The organism is uncultured Alistipes sp. (assembly GCF_963931675.1).
GTDB lineage: Bacteria > Bacteroidota > Bacteroidia > Bacteroidales > Rikenellaceae > Alistipes.
Map to the genome: position 1 here is coordinate 2,806,571 of NZ_OZ007039.1, position 17,414 is coordinate 2,823,984.

The 17,414-nt window shown below is 63.3% G+C and carries 13 protein-coding genes and 1 pseudogene; 11 read left to right on the plus strand and 3 right to left on the minus strand.

Annotation, left to right across the window (positions count from 1 at the left end):
- Positions 1-18 precede the first annotated feature (18 nt).
- The 5 genes from ftcD (at position 19) to ABGT65_RS11925 (ending at position 7,517) form a co-directional block, all read left to right on the plus strand.
- On the plus strand, positions 19-1,719 hold the full coding sequence (ftcD, locus tag ABGT65_RS11905) for a glutamate formimidoyltransferase (protein ID WP_346702435.1): 1,701 nt from the start codon (positions 19-21) through the stop codon (positions 1,717-1,719).
- A gap of 44 nt (positions 1,720-1,763) precedes the next feature.
- Complete coding sequence (locus ABGT65_RS11910; RefSeq protein ID WP_346702437.1) at positions 1,764-3,785, plus strand: urocanate hydratase; 2,022 nt, start codon at positions 1,764-1,766, stop codon at positions 3,783-3,785.
- Positions 3,786-3,800: 15 nt separating this feature from the next.
- Complete coding sequence (hutH, locus tag ABGT65_RS11915; RefSeq protein ID WP_346702438.1) at positions 3,801-5,285, plus strand: histidine ammonia-lyase; 1,485 nt, start codon at positions 3,801-3,803, stop codon at positions 5,283-5,285.
- Positions 5,282-6,544, plus strand: a complete 1,263-nt coding sequence (gene hutI / locus ABGT65_RS11920) for an imidazolonepropionase (protein ID WP_346702439.1) — start codon at positions 5,282-5,284, stop codon at positions 6,542-6,544. Before hutH ends, hutI begins: the two co-directional genes overlap by 4 nt.
- A 70-nt stretch (positions 6,545-6,614) precedes the next feature.
- Positions 6,615-7,517, plus strand: coding sequence for a DMT family transporter (locus ABGT65_RS11925; protein ID WP_346702441.1), 903 nt, complete (start codon positions 6,615-6,617; stop codon positions 7,515-7,517).
- 1 nt (position 7,518) lies between these two features.
- Here ABGT65_RS11925 and ABGT65_RS11930 read toward each other — a convergent pair.
- Together ABGT65_RS11930 and ABGT65_RS11935 are read right to left on the minus strand one after the other, a co-directional pair.
- Positions 7,519-7,749: pseudogene (locus ABGT65_RS11930) on the minus strand (MFS transporter); the annotation flags it as partial.
- A 106-nt stretch (positions 7,750-7,855) separates the two neighbouring features.
- A complete protein-coding gene (locus tag ABGT65_RS11935; RefSeq protein WP_346702442.1) occupies positions 7,856-8,785 on the minus strand; it encodes an AraC family transcriptional regulator in 930 nt (309 codons plus the stop codon).
- A gap of 163 nt (positions 8,786-8,948) precedes the next feature.
- Here ABGT65_RS11935 and ABGT65_RS11940 point away from each other — a divergent pair, with 163 nt between their 5' ends.
- The 5 genes from ABGT65_RS11940 (at position 8,949) to ABGT65_RS11960 (ending at position 16,465) form a co-directional block, all read left to right on the plus strand.
- Positions 8,949-9,965: an efflux RND transporter periplasmic adaptor subunit gene (locus tag ABGT65_RS11940; protein ID WP_346702444.1), complete on the plus strand. Its 1,017-nt coding sequence runs from the start codon at positions 8,949-8,951 to the stop codon at positions 9,963-9,965.
- A complete protein-coding gene (locus ABGT65_RS11945; RefSeq protein WP_346702446.1) occupies positions 9,962-13,012 on the plus strand; it encodes an efflux RND transporter permease subunit in 3,051 nt (1,016 codons plus the stop codon). Before ABGT65_RS11940 ends, ABGT65_RS11945 begins: the two co-directional genes overlap by 4 nt.
- Positions 13,012-14,310 (plus strand): TolC family protein, encoded by a 1,299-nt coding sequence (locus ABGT65_RS11950; protein WP_346702448.1) that lies wholly within the window; start codon positions 13,012-13,014, stop codon positions 14,308-14,310. The genes ABGT65_RS11945 and ABGT65_RS11950 overlap by 1 nt, the downstream gene beginning before the upstream one ends.
- Positions 14,311-14,408: 98 nt before the next feature.
- Positions 14,409-14,969 (plus strand): helix-turn-helix transcriptional regulator, encoded by a 561-nt coding sequence (locus tag ABGT65_RS11955; protein WP_346702450.1) that lies wholly within the window; start codon positions 14,409-14,411, stop codon positions 14,967-14,969.
- A gap of 239 nt (positions 14,970-15,208) precedes the next feature.
- Complete coding sequence (locus tag ABGT65_RS11960) at positions 15,209-16,465, plus strand: permease (protein ID WP_346702451.1); 1,257 nt, start codon at positions 15,209-15,211, stop codon at positions 16,463-16,465.
- Here ABGT65_RS11960 and ABGT65_RS11965 read toward each other — a convergent pair.
- A complete protein-coding gene (locus tag ABGT65_RS11965) occupies positions 16,452-16,607 on the minus strand; it encodes a hypothetical protein (RefSeq protein WP_346702452.1) in 156 nt (51 codons plus the stop codon). The genes ABGT65_RS11960 and ABGT65_RS11965 overlap by 14 nt on opposite strands.
- Before the next feature lie 149 nt (positions 16,608-16,756).
- On the opposite strand from ABGT65_RS11965, the gene ABGT65_RS11970 reads away from it, so the two are divergent.
- Positions 16,757-17,404 carry a nitroreductase family protein gene (locus tag ABGT65_RS11970; protein ID WP_346702453.1) on the plus strand — a complete coding sequence of 216 codons (648 nt, stop codon included), beginning with the start codon at positions 16,757-16,759 and terminating at the stop codon, positions 17,402-17,404.
- The last annotated feature ends 10 nt before the right edge of the window (positions 17,405-17,414 follow it).

Consider the following 17,414-nt stretch of genomic DNA (forward strand, 5'->3'; position numbering starts at 1 on the left):
CCCTAAAAGCAGTAATTTATGCGGAAACGTATCGTGGAGTGCGTGCCCAATTTCAGCGAGGGACGCGACAAGGAGGTGATCCGGCAGATCGTGGCGGCCATCGAGTCGTCGGGAGGTGTGAAGGTGCTCGACGTGGATCCGGGCGAGGCGACCAACCGCACGGTCGTAACCTTTGTCGGCGACCCCGAATCGGTTGTCGGAGCGGCTTTTGCCGGCGTGAAGCGGGCCGCGGAGCTGATCGACATGCGCCGCCACAAGGGGGCGCACCCGCGGATGGGCGCCACGGACGTCCTGCCGCTGATCCCGATTGCGGGAATCACCCTGGAAGAGTGTGCGGCACTGGCCCGCGACCTGGCGAAACGCATTGCCGATGAACTGCTCATCCCGACCTACTGCTACGAGGCGGCGGCCTTCCGCCCCGAACGGAAGAACCTGGCGGTCTGCCGCGCCGGCGAGTATGAGGCGCTGCCCGAGAAGTTGGCCCATGCGGAGACGGCCCCCGATTTCGGGGCGCGGCCCTGCGACGAAGGGGTGGCCCGCACGGGCGCCACGACCGTCGGGGCGCGGGATTTCCTGATAGCCGTGAACTTCAACCTCAATACGACCTCCACGCGGCGGGCCAACGCCATTGCGTTCGATGTGCGTGAGAAGGGGCGCCCGGTGCGTGAGGGGAATCCCATCACGGGCAAGGTGGTGAAGGATACCGCGGGCAATCCCGTGATGCAGCCCGGCACCCTGAAGGCTACGAAGGCGATCGGATGGTTCATCGAGGAGTACGGCATCGCGCAGGTCTCGATGAACATCACGGACATTTCGGTCACGCCGCTGCACGTGGCTTTCGACGAGGTGTGCCGTCGGGCCGATGCACGGGGCGTGCGCGTCACGGGTACGGAGATCGTGGGACTGGTCCCGAAACGGGCGCTGGTCGAGGCCGGGAAATACTTCCTGCGCAAGCAGCACCGCTCGGTGGGGATCTCCGAGGAGGAGATCGTGCGGCTGGCCGTGAAGTCGATGGGCCTGGACGATCTGAAACCCTTCAAACCCGAGGAGAAGGTGATCGAATACCTGCTTGAAGCGCAGGTTGAGAAGAAGCGGCTGATCGACATGACCTGCAAGGGGTTTGCCGAGGAGACCGCAAGCGAATCCCCGGCTCCGGGCGGCGGGTCGATTTCGGCCTACATGGGGGCGCTGGGCGCCGCGCTCGGGACGATGGTGGCGAACCTCTCCTCGCACAAGGCGGGGTGGGACGACCGCTGGGAGGAGTTTTCCGACTGGGCCGAGAAGGGGCAGACGGTGATGCAGGAGCTGCTGCACCTCGTGGATGAGGATACCGCGGCCTTCAACCGCATCATGGCGGTCTTCGCCATGCCGAAGTCGACCGATGAGGAGCGGGCGGCCCGGAGTGCCGCGCTGCAGGAGGCGACGCTCTATGCCACGGAGGTGCCGCTGCGCACGATGCGGGCGGCGCTGTCGGTCTTCCCGATCGTTCGGGCGATGGCCGAAGAGGGGAACCCCAATTCGGTGTCGGACGCCGGGGTCGGGGCGCTGGCGGCCCGGAGCGCGCTCTTCGGGGCGCGGCTGAACGTCAGGATCAACGCCGCCGGGTTGAAAGACCGTGCAAAGGCCGACGCGCTGGTGGCCGATGCCGATGCCCTGGCCGCCGAAGCCGAACGGCTCGAAAGGGAGATCCTGGAGATCGTCGAACGGAAAATAGGGTAGTGCCCTCGAACAACTCACGAAGAATGACGAAAAACACGAAAAATATGACAAGGGAAGAGTTCCAGAACGATATTCGCGCGGGAATCCCGGACCGGCTGCCCGCCGCGAAACCTTACGACAAACAGATCAACCACGCCCCGAAGCGCAAGGAGATCCTCTCGGACGAGGAGAAGGTCCTCGCGCTGAAGAACGCCCTGCGTTACTTCCCGGCCAAACACCACGCCGTGCTGGCCCGGGAGTTTGCCGAGGAGCTGCGCCGGTACGGCCGGATCTACATGTACCGCCTGCGACCCGACTACGAGATGTATGCGCGTCCGATCGACGAGTATCCGGCACGGTGCCGTCAGGCCGCAGCCATCATGCTGATGATCCAGAACAACCTCGACCCGCGCGTGGCGCAGCATCCCCACGAACTGATCACCTACGGCGGAAACGGTGCCGTGTTCCAGAACTGGGCGCAGTACCGGCTGACGATGAAATACCTCTCCGAGATGACCGACCGGCAGACGCTGGTCATGTATTCGGGTCATCCGCTGGGTTTGTTCCCTTCGCATCCGTGGGCGCCGCGCGTTGTGGTGACCAACGGCATGGTGATCCCCAACTACTCGAAACCCGATGACTGGGAGCGCATGAACGCCCTGGGGGTCTCGCAGTACGGGCAGATGACCGCCGGGTCGTACATGTACATCGGCCCGCAGGGCATCGTCCACGGCACGACCATTACGGTGATGAACGCCGCGCGCAAGCGTTTCGCCCCGGGGCAGACCGATGCCCGGGGGATGCTGTTCGTCTCGTCGGGACTCGGCGGCATGTCGGGAGCCCAGCCCAAGGCGGGCAACATCTCGGGTATGGTCTCGGTCATCGCCGAGGTCAACCCCAAGGCCGCGCAGAAGCGTTACGAGCAGGGATGGGTCGACGAACTGCATGAAGCACTGGATGAACTGATACCGCGTATCAGACAGGCCGTCAAGGAGAAAGAGGTCGTCTCACTGGCCTACGTGGGCAACGTTGTCGACCTCTGGGAGCGTCTTGCCGCCGAGCAGATCCCGGTCGACCTGGGGTCGGACCAGACCTCGCTGCACAACCCCTGGTCCGGCGGCTACTATCCCGTCGGGCTGAGTTACGAAGCCTCGAACAAGATGATGGCCGAGGAGCCGGTGCGTTTCCGCGAATGTGTGCAGGAGTCGCTGCGCCGTCAGGTCGACGCCATCAACAAACTCGCCGCGCGCGGCATGTACTTCTTCGATTACGGCAACGCCTTTCTGCTCGAAGCCTCGCGCGCCGGGGCTGCCGTCATGGGGCGTGAGGGGCGTTTCCGCTATCCCTCCTATGTCGAGGACATCATGGGACCGATGTTCTTCGACTACGGCTTCGGGCCCTTCCGCTGGGTCTGCACCTCGGGCCGCGAAGAGGACCTCGCCACGACCGACGCGCTGGCCGCCGAGGTGCTCGAAGAGATCCGCAAGGATGCTCCGGAGGACATCCGCGGGCAGCTGGACGACAATATCCACTGGATCCGCGAGGCCGGGCGCAACCACCTGGTCGTCGGTTCGCAGGCCCGGATCCTCTACGCCGACTGCGAGGGGCGCACGAAGATCGCGCTGGCCTTCAACCGCGCCGTGGCCGACGGACGTTTGTCGGCTCCCGTGGTGCTGGGGCGCGACCACCATGACGTCTCGGGAACCGACTCGCCCTACCGCGAGACGGCCAACATCTACGACGGTTCGAACCGCACGGCCGACATGGCCGTGCAGAACGTCATCGGCGATTCGTTTCGCGGCGCCACATGGGTCTCGATCCACAACGGCGGCGGCGTCGGCTGGGGCGAGGTGATCAACGGCGGCTTCGGCATGGTGGTCGACGGCACGGAGGAGTCCGAGCAGCGGATCCGCGGGATGCTCTTCTGGGACGTCAACAACGGCATTGCCCGCCGCAGTTGGGCCCGCAACGACGGAGCCCGTGCCTCCATTCTCCGCGAGATGGAGCGCACTCCCGAACTGCGGGTGACGATGCCCCATTCGGCCGATGATGAACTGGTGCGCAACGCATTGAACAAAAAAGGGTAACAACGGTTATTTAACATGGAAATTCATCATATCTCGACGGCGCGGCTGACCATTGGCCGTGTCCGTGAAATCCTCGAACGCCACCTGCCGATCGACCTGGGCGCCGATGCCAGACGGCGCATCGTCCGCTGCCGTGAATACCTCGACCGCAAGATGGAGAACCCCGACCGCCCGATTTACGGCATCACGACCGGGTTCGGGTCGCTGTGCGACATCTCGATCGGCCGCGGGGACCTCGCGCAGCTGCAGCGCAATCTGGTCATGTCCCACGCCTGTGGAACCGGGGAGCGCGTTCCCTCGGAGATCGTCCGGCTGATCCTCCTCTTCAAGATCCAGTCGCTGGCCTACGGACATTCGGGTGTGCAGCTGGCAACGGTCGAACGGCTCGTGGAGTTTTTCAACCGCGGCATCCTGCCCGTCGTCTACCAGCAGGGATCGTTGGGCGCTTCGGGCGACCTGGCTCCGCTGGCCCACCTGAGCCTGCCGCTGCTGGGTCTCGGCGAGGTCGAATACAAGGGTGAGGTCCGTCCCGCGGGCGAGGTCCTCGACGAGTTGGGCTGGCAGCCCATCGAGCTGCAGTCGAAAGCCGGGCTGGCCCTGCTCAACGGCACACAGTTCATGAGTGCCTACGGCGTCTGGTCGGTGATCGCCGCACAGCGGCTGAGCGGGTGGGCCGACCGTATCGGCGCCCTTTCGCTCGACGCCTTCGACGGCCGCATCGAACCCTTCTGCGACGAAGTGCACCGCGTCCGTCCCCACAAAGGGCAGCGCGAGACCGCACGGGTCATCCGCACGCTGCTCGAAGGCAGCGAACTGATTGCCCGACCGAAGAAGCATGTGCAGGATCCCTATTCGTTCCGCTGCATCCCGCAGGTGCACGGCGCCTCGAAGGATACGATCGACTACGTGGCCGGGGTCCTCGAAACCGAAATCAACTCCCCGACGGACAACCCCACGGTCTTTCCCGAAGAGGATATGGTCGTCTCGGCCGGGAATTTCCACGGCCAGCCCATTGCCCTGGCGATGGATTTCCTGGCCATCGCGCTGGCCGAGCTGGGCAACATCTCCGAGCGGCGGACTTACCAGCTGATCTCCGGAGCCCGCGAGCTCCCGAAATTCCTCGTCGCCAATCCCGGGCTGAACAGCGGCTTCATGATCCCGCAGTACACCGCGGCGTCGATCGTCAGCCAGACCAAGGGGTTGTGTATGCCCGCGTCGGTCGACTCGATCCCCTCGTCGCAGGGGCAGGAGGATCATGTCAGCATGGGCTCCAACGCCGCCACGAAGCTCTGGCGCGTGGTCGGCAACACGGAGCGCGTCCTGGCCATCGAACTCTTCAACGCCGCACAGGCCCTCGAATTCCGCCGCCCGGCCCGCACGTCGCCCGTTCTGGAGCGTCTGGTCGCCGAGTACCGCAGGCGGGTCCCCTTTATCGACAACGACCAGGTGATGTATCCCCACATCGCCGCGTCGGTCGAATTTCTGCGTGAACAACGATGAAACGGCTGCTGGTTAAAAACATCGGCCGCATCGTCGGCATTCAGCCCGTCGGGCGGCAGCGCATTTGCGGCGCGGAGATGGACCGTCTGGAGACGCTCGACGACGCCTGGCTGCTCGCCGACGGCGAACGGATCGCCGCATTCGGGCGCATGGAGTCGCTCGACGGCGTGACGGCCGACGAGGTGGTCGATGCCGGAGGCGGGATGCTCTTCCCGTCGTTCTGCGATTCGCACACCCACCTGGTCTATGCCGGGAGCCGCGAGCAGGAGTTTTTGGACAAGATTCACGGGCTCTCCTACGAGGAGATCGCCCGTCGTGGCGGCGGGATTTTGAACTCCGCCGACCGGCTGCACGAAACCTCCGAGGAGGAGCTCTACCGCCAGGCCATGGAGCGCGTCCGCGAGATCATCGCAATGGGAACCGGCTGTGTCGAGATCAAGAGCGGTTACGGACTTTCGACCGAGGACGAACTGAAGATGCTGCGCGTGGTCCGCCGCATCCGGCAGACCGCACCGCTGGAGGTGCGTGCCACCTTCCTCGGCGCCCATGCCGTTGCGCGGGCCTATCGCGGACGGCAGGCGGAATATGTCGATCTGGTCTGCCGCGAGATGATCCCCGCCGTGGTCCGCGAAGGGTTGGCCGATTTCGTCGACGTCTTTTGCGACGAGGGGTTCTTCACCGTTGACGAGACGCGCCGCATCCTCGATGTGGGGCGGCAGTATGGTCTGCGGGCCAAGATTCACGCCGATGAACTGGCGGTTTCGGGAGGTGTGGAGGTCGGCGTCGCGTGCGGGGCCCTTTCGGTCGACCATCTCGAACGCGCCGGAGAGGCCCAGATCGAGGCGCTGCGCGGTTCGGAGACGATGCCCACGCTGCTGCCCGGTGCCGCCTTCTTCCTCGGGATGAGTTATCCCCCGGCCCGGGCGATGATCCGCGCGGGGCTGCCCGTGGCGCTGGCTTCGGACTACAATCCCGGCTCGTCGCCCTCGGGGAACATGCGCATGGTCGTCTCCCTGGCCTCCATCCGCATGAAGATGACCCCCGCCGAGGCCATCCATGCCGCCACGCTCAACGGCGCCTGTGCCATGGGGTTGAGTGCCGATTTCGGAAGCATTACTTCCGGTAAGGCAGCCAACTTCTTCATTACGAAGCCTATGCCTTCCGTCGAGTTCTTCTCCTATGCTTATCAGACGCCCGTTATCCGCAGGGTATTCCTGCAAGGGCGTCCGATAATAACGCTTCCTGACCCGATGGCGTGATGCCGATTGTGCCGATTGATCCCGCAGGCTCTCCGATTTTCCCCTCCCCACAACCGAATCCGTGTCATCCATGAACAGTCTGAAAGGTATCCTCTGGGCGGCTCTCTCGTCGTCCACGTTCGGCCTGGCGCCCCTCTTTACGCTCCTGTTGCTCGGGGTCGGTTACTCCTCCTGCGAGGTGCTTGCCTATCGCTGGGGCGTCGCCTCGATCTGTCTCATCGCTTTCGGGGCGTTGTCCGGCCGCAACTTCAAACTCTCCCGCGACGAATGGAAGAGCGTGCTGCTGTTGAGCCTCTTCCGCGCCACAACCTCCTTCAGCCTGGTGATCGCCTATCAGAACATCGCCAGCGGCGTGGCGTCGACCATTCACTTCATGTATCCGCTGGCCGTGGCGCTCGCCATGATCTGCTTCTTCCGGGAACGCGGCTCGGTCCGCATCTTCCTGGCCGTCGCCCTCTCGATCGTCGGGGCCGTGCTCCTGTCGCTCGGAAACGAAGGGTTCGTCCGCGGAAATACCACCCTCGGAGTCGTTGCCGCCGCCGTCTCGGTATTCTCCTATGGCGGCTACATCGTCGGCGTGCGCCGAAGCCGCGCCGTACAGATCGACTCCATCGTCCTGACCTGCTACGTGATGGGAATCGGCGCCCTGCTCTTCTTCATCGGCGGGTGCTGCTCCGGCGGCGTGCGGATAGAAACCGACCCCCGGGTCTGGCTCTATATTCTCGGAATCGCAATCCCCGCTACGGCCGTCTCGAACATGGCGCTCGTCAAGGCCATCAAGAGCATCGGCCCCACGATGACCTCGATCCTCGGCGCCATGGAGCCCTTTACGGCCGTGGTGATCGGAATCCTCGTCTTTGCCGAACCCTTCACCGGACAGGGCATGGCGGGAATCCTGCTGATTGTGGCCTCCGTTACGATCGTCGTGTGGAAGGAGCGCCGGAGCGAAGGTCGGGCAGAAATATCGCAATGATGCCCAACAGCGGCAGGAAAATCGACGAGGTGATCTGAAAAATCAGCGTGATGAGCCCGATCTGCGCGAAGGTGAAGCCGAAACTCTCCCGGAAGATCGGGTACATGGCCGGAATCACCGACTGGATCATGTCGTTCAGCAGATGGCAGAAGCCGATTGTGAAGAGGATCGGGTAGGCTGTTTCCGCCTTGAGCGTCGGGTGTCCCTTGAGTTTGTCCAGCAGGCTTTTCATCGCTTATCTGTTCGGTTTGCGGATCGTCCGCGCGGGCAATCCGGCCGCAAAGATAGCAATTTTTACCCGACCCCGGCACCTCCTGCCTGCCCGTCTGCCCGCCCGCTCACTTGCTCGACCGGTACGCCGAAGGGGTCATCCCCGTGTGCTGTTTGAAATACCTTCCGAAAAACGACTGGTTCGAAAAGTTCAGGTAGTAGGCGATCTCCTGGATGTTCATCGGCGAGTGTTTCAGCAGATTCTTCGCCTCCAGCACGACGTATTCGTCGATCCACTCCGTTGCCGTGCGCCCGGTCGTCGTACGCAGGAGCGTGGTCAGGTATTTCGGCGTCAGGTGCAGTTGCTCGGCATAGAATCCTACCGAGCGCTCCTGCATGTAGTGCTTCGACAACTCCTCGATAAAGGCATTGAAATAGGTGTTGTTGCGCTTGCGGGTCGGATTTTCCTCCGTTTCGAGGCTTTTATGCCCTCCGCCGGTCCGGTTGTCGATGAGCCGGCACAGCCGGTAGGCCAGCGTCCGGAACAGCGTGCGCATGATCTCCTTCGACAGCGGGTCGCGGCGTCCGCTCCGCCATTCGGACGTAATCTCAGACAGGCTCCGGAGAATTTCGTCCAGCTCCTCGCGGCTCAGCGGAAGACACGGGTTTTCCCGTACCGCCATGAAGAGGTGTATCATCTGTTTCAGGTCGACCTGTATCCGGCTCAGGAACTCCTCCTCGCACAGAATAAAGTGGACCGAAACCTCCTCCTGCGACTCCACCTGGACGATCGTTCGCGGCGGACAGACGAACAACGTCTGGGATTCGACCACGCAATGCTTCAGATTCGAGGTGACCGTCATCGAACCTTTGGAACAAAATATCGCCCCGAAAGCATTGACCCGGGTCGGAAACCGGAACAGGCTCATCGCCTCTTCCGTATCCAGACCCTCCCGGTGTCCCAGAATGCAGCCGTCGTAGTAGAGATCCTCCGGTTGCGGCGGGTAAATGGCAATCAGGGAGGCCAGCGAGAAACTTGAAATTTCCTTTTCGTTCATTTTTTTACTCGATTTTTTCGCAAAAATAAATATTTATCGTTATCTTTTTGTCGAAAAGTACGAAATCGAACCTTTCGGCGAATTCGTCCGACGCGGAGGCCTTTTCCGTCGACGCCGAAAAGGGGATATTTGCATCGGAAAACAAACGGAAATTAGAATCGATATGAAACGTATGCTTTTTGCCGCCGCACTCCTGTTGGGAGGCGGTTGTGCCTCTTCCGGAACCTCTTCCGCACCGTCCGGACCCCTGAGCGTCGGAACCCTTGTCGTCGAACCGCGGGCCGACATCGATGCCGGACGCTATGTCGGTGTCATCGAGGAGACGGAGGCTGCGGCCCTCAGTTTCCCGACTTCCGGGACCATCCTCCGGATGTCGGCCGAAGAGGGTGACAGGGTCCGTCGCGGTGACCTGATCGCAGAACTCGATCCGACGTCGGCACGCCAAACCTTCGAAGCCACCGAGGCTGCGCTCGGGCAGGCCCGCGATGCCTGCGCACGCCTGCGGCAGCTCCACGATGCCAACAGCCTGCCCGAAGTCCAGTGGATCGAGGCCCAAACCCGCCTCCGGCAGGCCGAGGCGGCCTTCGGAATCGCCCGGAAAAACCTCGATAACTGCAAGCTCTACGCCCCCTTCTCCGGGGTCGTCGGAACGAAACGGGCGGCGGTCGGCGAAACGGCCATGCCCGGCGTACCGGTCGTGACCCTTCTGGAAATCGGCTCCGTGAAGGTGCGCTTCTCGGTCCCCGAGCAGGAGATCGCTGCCATAAGCGCCGACAGCCGGGTGACCCTGCGCGTTCCGGCACTGGGTGATTCGCTCTTCACGGCCGGGCCCGTCGAGAAGGGGGCCGTGGCCAATCCCGCCGCACATACCTATGACGTCCGGGCCGTGCTGCCCAACCCCGGTGCAAAACTCCTCCCCGGGATGGTCTGCCACGTGACGGTCGTACCCGCCGGGGCTGTCGAGGAGATTGCCGTACCGGTTCGGGCCGTGCAGCAGGCCGGTGACGGCAGCCGTTTCGTCTGGTGTGTCAAGGGCGATTCGGTCGTGCGGGCCGAGGTCCGCACGGGACGCTTCGTCGGAAACGAGGTCGTGATCGAGTCCGGGCTCCGGGCCGGTGAGCGCATCGTGACGGACGGTATGCAGAAAATCGGTCAGGGTTCCAAAGTCTCGCTGCGATGAAAGCCTCGAACAACATCATAGCCTGGTCCATGCGGAATTTCCGCATCACCTTCCTGATCATAGGCTGCCTTTTCGCCTTCGGGGTCTATGCCCTGGTGCACATCCCCAAGCAGGAGTTCCCCGAATACACCATCCGCCAGGGCGTTGTCGTCGGACTCTATCCCGGCGCTACGACCGAGGAGGTCGAGGAGCAGTTGGCAAAGCCCCTCGAACAGTTCCTGATGACCTACAAGGAGGTCAAGCGCAGCAAAACGACCTCCACGTCGCAGAACGGCATGTGCTACGTCATGGTCGAGCTGAACGACGACGTCAACAACAAGGACGAAGTGTGGTCGAAGATCAAGCACGGACTGGCCTCCTTCAAGGCGCAGCTGCCTGCCGGAGTGGTCGCCCTGGTGGCCAACGACGACTTCGGGGACACCTCGGCGCTGCTCATCACGCTGGAGTCCGATACGCGCTCCTACCGCGAACTGAAGGAGTACATGGATGAACTGAGCGACCGCCTGCGCCGCATCGAGTCGGTCTCGAACCTCCGCCCCTACGGCGTGCAGCAGGAGCAGATCTCGGTCTACGTCGACCGCGAGCGGCTGGCCGCCTACGGCATCGGCGAGAAGGTCGTCTCGTCGGCCCTTGCCGCGCAGGGGCTCACCCCGCTGGGCGGTTCGGTGGGCAACGCCGAGACCGAAACCCCGATCCATCTCGCACCGTCGCTCGCCGGGGAGCACGAGGTCGCCGAACAGATCGTCTGGAGCGATCCCGACGGCCATGTCCTCCGCGTGAAGGATGTGGCGCGCGTCGTGCGCGAATACGACGACCCGGACAGCTACATCCAGAACAACGGACACCGCTGCGTGCTGCTCTCCATGGAGATGCAGGCCGGGAACAACATCGTCGAGTACGGCAAGGAGGTCGACGGAGTGCTGCGGCAGTTCGTCGAGGAGGTGCTCCCCGCGGATGTCTCCGTCGAGCGCATCGCCGACCAGGCCAAGGTCGTCGGCGACTCCGTACACTCGTTCCTGAGGGACCTCTTTGTCTCGATGGCCATCATCATCGTCGTGATGATGATTCTCTTCCCGTTCCGTTCGGCGCTCGTCGCCGCCATCACCATCCCCGTCTCGACGTTCATCTCCGTCGGGGTGATGTACCTTTTCGGGATACCCCTCAATACGGTGACACTCGCCGCGCTGATCGTCGTCCTCGGCATGATCGTCGACAACTCGATCGTCGTCATCGACGGATACCTCGACCTCCTCGGACGCGGCCACTCGCGCTGGTATGCCGCCGTCGAGAGCGCCCGCGAATTCTTCCCCTCGCTGCTGCTGGCTACGGTCTGCATCTGCATGATCTTCTACCCGCTGCTCTTCACCATGACGGGCATGTTCCTCGACTTCCTGAACTTCTTCCCCTGGACGGTTACGATCAACCTGATGGTCTCGCTGCTGTTGGCCGTGCTGGTGATCCCCTTCCTGGAGGTGCTCATCATTCCCGCCGTCCAGCCCCGCAGGGAGGACCGGGTGTCGTTGACGGACCGCGTGCAGAACTTCTACCGCCGCGTCCTGGCCTGGACATTCCGCCACGGATGGCTCACCATCTCGATGGGCGTCGCTTCGGTGGTCATCGCCCTGGCGATCGTTCCGCTGCTCAAGTTCCGCATGGTGCCCTTCGCTGACCGCGACCAGTTCGCCGTGGAGATCTACCTCCGGTCCGACGTCCCGCTCGAACGGACCGCTGCGGTGGCCGACTCCGTATACCGGGTCCTGCATGACGACGAGCGCGTGAAGTCCGTCACGTCGTTCGTCGGATGCTCCTCGCCCCGGTTCCAGATGAGCTACGCCCCGCAGATGGCCGGGAAGAACTACGCCCAGTTCATCGTCAATACGGCGTCGGTCAGTGCCACCGAGGAGATCCTCGACGAATATGCCGATGCCTGGGCCGACCGTTTCCCCGAAGCCTATGTCAAGTTCAAGCAGCTCGACTATCAGAACGTCCCCTCGCTGGAATTCCGCTTCTACGGCGACAATCTCGACTCGCTGCACGTGGTTGCCGAACGCCTGATGGAGCGGATGAGGGAGATGCCCGAACTGCAGTGGGTTCACTCCGATTACGAGGACCCGCGGGCGATTGCCGAAGTGGCGCTCGACCCCGTGACCGCCCCGCAACTGGGTGTTACCCGCGCCCTGACTGCTGCCAATCTGGCCCTCGCGGCCGGAGATGTCGCCGTGGGAAGCATCTGGGAGGGCGATTACAAACTCCCCGTCGTGCTGAAGAACGACCCCCGCAACGGCGAACGCTCGCTGTCCGACATCGGCGATACGTATGTCTCGTCGCTCGTCCCGGGTGTGAGCGTCCCCCTGCGGCAGATCGCCACGGTCGAGCCCCGCTGGAGCGAAACGAAAATCATCCACAGAAACGGAATGCGCTGCATCACCGTCTCGGCCGACCTCAAACGCGGGGTGAATGCCATGCGCATGACCTCCCGGATCCAACAGGTCGTCGATAACGAACTGACGGTCCCGGCCGGGGTTACGACGGAGGTTGGCGGCGCCCGCGAGTTCGATGCCGAGACGCTTCCGCCCATCATTTACGGATTGAGCATCTCGCTGGTCATCATCTTCTTCTTCATCCTTACGAATTTCCGCAAGTTCGGCATTTCGCTGGTCATCATGGCTGCCATGTCGCTCTGTCTGTTCGGCGCGATGGTCGGGCTGTGGATTGCCAACTTCACCATCGGGCTGACCTCCGTGATGGGATTTATCACGCTGCTCGGCATGATCGTGCGCAACGTCATCCTCATGTACCAGCACGCCGAGGACAAACGCAAGGTCTGCCACTGGTCGGCTCGCCTGGCCGCCTACGATGCCGGAAAGCGGCGCATGGTCCCCATCTTCCTGACAACGGCCACGACCGCCGTGGGTGTCGTGCCCATGATGCTCGGCAGCAGTACCTTCTGGGCGCCGGTCGGCGTGACGATCTTCGCCGGAGGCATCGGGTCGCTGATCCTCGTGGTGACGATTCTTCCGGTTCTCTATTCCAAAATCTACAAGTGATGAAAACTCCTTTCATATATCTGTTCCTCGGGGCGGGCCTGCTGTGCACCGTCCCGGCTGCGGCCCGGACGCTGACGCTCGAAGCGTGCCGCGAGGCTGCCGCGGAGCACAACCGCACGCTGCAAAACAGCCGTTTCGATCTGGAAGCCGCACTCCAGACCCGGCGTGAAGCCTTCACGAACTACTTCCCGCAGATCTCCGCTTCGGGCGGCGTCTTCCAGGCCCAGCACGGGCTGGTACAGGCCGATTTCGGGGTGACGATCCCCCAGATGGGGACGATGAATCTCCCGATCTCGATGGTCAAGCGCGGCGCGTTCGGCAGCATCACGGCCGTGCAGCCCGTGTTCGCAGGACTGAAGATCGTCAACGGAAACAAACTGGCCCGGTTGGGCGAAGAGGTCGGGCAGCTCCAGGTGCGGAAGACCGAAGCCGAGGTCCGCGAGCAGACCGATACCTATTTCTGGCAGATCGTCTCGTTGAAGGAGAACCTCTCGACGCTCGATGCCGTTGAGCGGCAGTTGGATGAAATTCACCGTCAGGTCGAACTCTCGGTCAAGGCGGGGCTCGTGACGGCGAACGATCTGCTGCGGGTCGAGTTGCGGTGCCAGGAGATCGCTTCCGACCGGCTGAAGGTCGAGAACGGGCTGAAGGTCTCGAAACTCCTCCTGGCCCAGCATATCGGCGTCGACTGGCACGGTTTCGACATCGAGATGCCCGCGCTGGCCGAACCCGAAGCGCCGGAGCGTTTCTACGTCCCGGTGGAGGAGGCCCTCGACCGCAGGGCCGAGTACCTGCTGGCTGAAAAGAACGTCGAGGCGCAGAAGTATCAGAAGCGCATGGAGCGAGGCAAACGCCTGCCGACGGTCGGCGTCGGGGCCGGGTATCTCTACTACAACATGACGGAGAAGGATGTCGATGACGGGATGGTTTTTGCGCAGGTGTCGGTGCCGATCTCCGAGTGGTGGGGCGGGGCCCACGCCCTGAAGAAGGCCCGCATCCGCGAGCAGCAGGCCGAGAATGACCGCCTGCAGGCCCGCGAAATGCTGGTCGTGGAGATCGAGAAGACCTGGAGCGAGGTCCAGGAGTCCTATGCCCAGATCCTGCTGGCCCGTCGTTCGGTAACCTCCGCCACGGAGAACCTGCGCCAGAACCGCAACTTCTACGAGGCCGGTACCGCTCCGCTGACCGATCTGCTCGATGCCGAAACGCTCTATACCCAAAGCTGCAACGACCTGACGTCGGCCTGTGCCGCCTATCGCACGTCGCTGGCCCGCTACATGCGGGTCACCGGACGGTAGGGGAGCCGCGCGTGGAGTGCCGGATGCGGAGGGACGGCCCGGAGCCGCACCTCCGCATCTTTTTATTTCGGGTGCGATTTCGTATCTTTGCCGCGGGTATGCTGCTGCGCATCAAAAATATGGTTTGCGACCGTTGCGTAATGGTTGTCCGCACCGAGTTGGAGCGGGCGGGGTGTCGCGTGCTTGCCGTCCGCCTGGGCGAGGCCGAGGTCGAGGGCGGATTGTTGCCCGGGGAGAAGGCCCGGCTGGCCGAAAGGCTCGAAGCCCTGGGGTTCGAACTCCTCGAAGACCGCCGTGCCCGGATGATCGAGGCCGTCAAGCGGGCCGTGATCGAACTCGTCCGCGCGGAGGAGGTGATGCCCGACGTGCGCCTCTCGGAATACCTGCAGGAACGCCTGCGGGTCGATTACCGGCAGATCAGTACGCTCTTTTCCGAAACCGAGGGCCGGACCGTAGAGAAGTATTTCATCGCCCAGAAGATCGAACGTGTGAAGGAACTGCTCGTCTACGACGATCTCTCGCTCGGCGAGATCGCCTTCCGGCTCGGCTACTCCAGCGTGGCGCATCTCAGCGCCCAGTTCAAGCAGGTGACCGGGATGACCCCCAGCCGCTACAAACTCATGGGGTCGGCCGGCCGCCGCACCATCGACTCCGTATAGTTCCCGGGGCAGGGCCGGTGCCGGTGCCGATTCGGTCCCTGTCCTTCCTCCGCTCTCCCGTCTGCGCCGTCCGGCTTTCCCGTTTCGGGCCGTTCGCACGCCACACCCCTCCCGCCCCGGGGTGTTTGCACCGTTTCCCCGCCCCTCATCCCTGAAAAATCCTGTAACGGAAACCGAAAAATCTGTAACGCCGAAGCCCTCCCCGCGCGCTACCTTTGCAGCAGAAAAACCGATCTGTCATGCAGGAGTATATCATGCCGTTCGTCGGGCTGCTCAACGAAATGTCGCCCTATCTGTTGTTGGGATTTCTGATCGCCGGGGTGTTGCACGCCTTCGTGCCGGGCCGTTTCTATGCCCGCTATCTGTCCCGCAACGACTTCCGTTCCGTGGCGTGTGCCGCACTCTTCGGCGTGCCGCTGCCGCTCTGCTCCTGCGGCGTCATCCCCACGGCCATGGCCATGCGCCGCGAGGGAGCTTCGCGGGCCGCCACGGTTTCGTTCCTGATCGCCACGCCCCAGACCGGTGTCGACTCCATCCTGGCAACCGCCGCACTGCTCGGCCTGCCCTTCGCCCTGATCCGTCCCGTCGCGGCTTTCGTGACGGCGTTGTTCGGCGGGATGCTGGTCGGACGGGTCGTGCGCCGGAGCGAAGCGGTGGCTGAAAGCACGGCTGCGGAGTCCGAAAGTCTCCGACGGCCGTTCCTCGAAAAGTGCCGGGAGGTATTCCGTTACGGGTTCTCCGGGATGATGCAGGACATCGGCCGCTGGCTCCTTGTCGGACTGCTGCTCGCCGGGGCCATTACGATCTTCGTTCCCGATGACTTCTTCGCCGTCACGGGACAACATCCCCTGTTGGAGATGCTGCTCGTACTCGGGCTTTCGATCCCGATGTACCTCTGCGCTACGGGGTCGGTGCCCATTGCCGCGGCGCTGATGCTGAAGGGGCTCTCGCCCGGGGCCGCTTTCGTGCTGCTGATGGCCGGGCCCGCCACCAATATCGCCGCCATACTCGTCGTCGGGAAGGTCCTCGGGCGCAGAACCCTGTGGCTCTATCTCGCCGCCATCATCGTCGGAGCCGTGGGTTTCGGATTGGCAATCGATACGCTGCTCCCCGCCGGGTGGTTTCAGCCCCGGGCGTTTGCCGCCTGTGCGGAGCATTGCACCGATGCGGCTGTCCCCTGGTGGAAGGCGGCATCGAGCGTGCTCTTTCTGCTGCTGCTCACTGCGGCGCTTGTCCGCCGGTTCCGGAAATCCTCAAACGACAAACTCGATAAACCTATGGAAAAACGTTTCAGAATCGAAGGCATGATGTGCAACCACTGCAAGGCCCATGTCGAACGAGCCTTGTCCCGGGTCGAAGGGGTGACGGCCGTGGAGGTCGACCTCGCGGCGGGTATCGCCCGTGTCGAGGGGAAGTTCGAGACCGAAAGTGTCCTCTCCGCGGTCCGTGAACTGGGATACGGATGTTCGGAACAGGGGACGGTCAACGCACGATAATCTCGTCGGTGAAGAGCCCGCCGCCCGGACTCCCGTTGTACAGGGCCCGGCAGCCCGGCAACCTGCACGCCCGGGCCCGTTCGGTCAGCCACAGCGCCCAGCGGTGGAAATCGGCGTAATTTTTCCCTCCGGCGTGCTCCACGCCACCTCCGCTTCTCCGCAAGTACGAATCGGTCGGCTGACGGCTCCGGAACCGGGTCTCTGCAAATGCCCCGGAGCCCTTTTGCGGCCCGGGACATTTGCTTTTTCGGGCGGATTTCCGTAATTTGGCACCCGCAAAATCTCCGAGAAATGGCTGACAACTATCTGGGCCGCAAGATGGAGGAGTACCGGGCCCGAAAGGATGCCCCGGTCCGCCGCCCGGCGATGACCCTGACGAAACTCCTGTTGCGCAACCGCAGCTACAGGGGGTATGACCCCCGCTTTGAGGTCCGCGAGGACCAGCTTCGAAGCCTCATCGAGGTCAATACCCGGATCCCTTCGGCGCGCAACCAGCAGGTCTTGCGTTTCCGGCTGGTGCTTGCCGACGAGGCTCCGCGGCTGCTGCCGCTTATCCGCCTGGGCGGGGCGCTCCCCGAACTGCACCTGCCGTTGCCCGGTACCGAACCCAATGCCTTCATCGTCATCTGCGCGACCGTTGCCGAGGACCGCTATGTGGATATCGACCTCGGGATCTCAGCCCAGAGCATGTTGCTGCGGGCTGCCGAGATCGGGCTGAACGGCATCTGCATCGGGGCGTTCGACCGGACGCGGGTCCGCGAGGTGCTTCGCCTGCCTTACGATCCGCTGCTGATCCTGGCCGTCGGGAAGGGGGCCGAACGGATCGAACTCGTGGAGATCGCCGCCGAGAAGAGCCATGCCTATTACCGGCGTGAGGGCGTGCACTACGTGCCGAAAGTCCGGCCCGACGACCTGCTGATCGCCCCGAGTTCCGACTGATCCCCGGGCC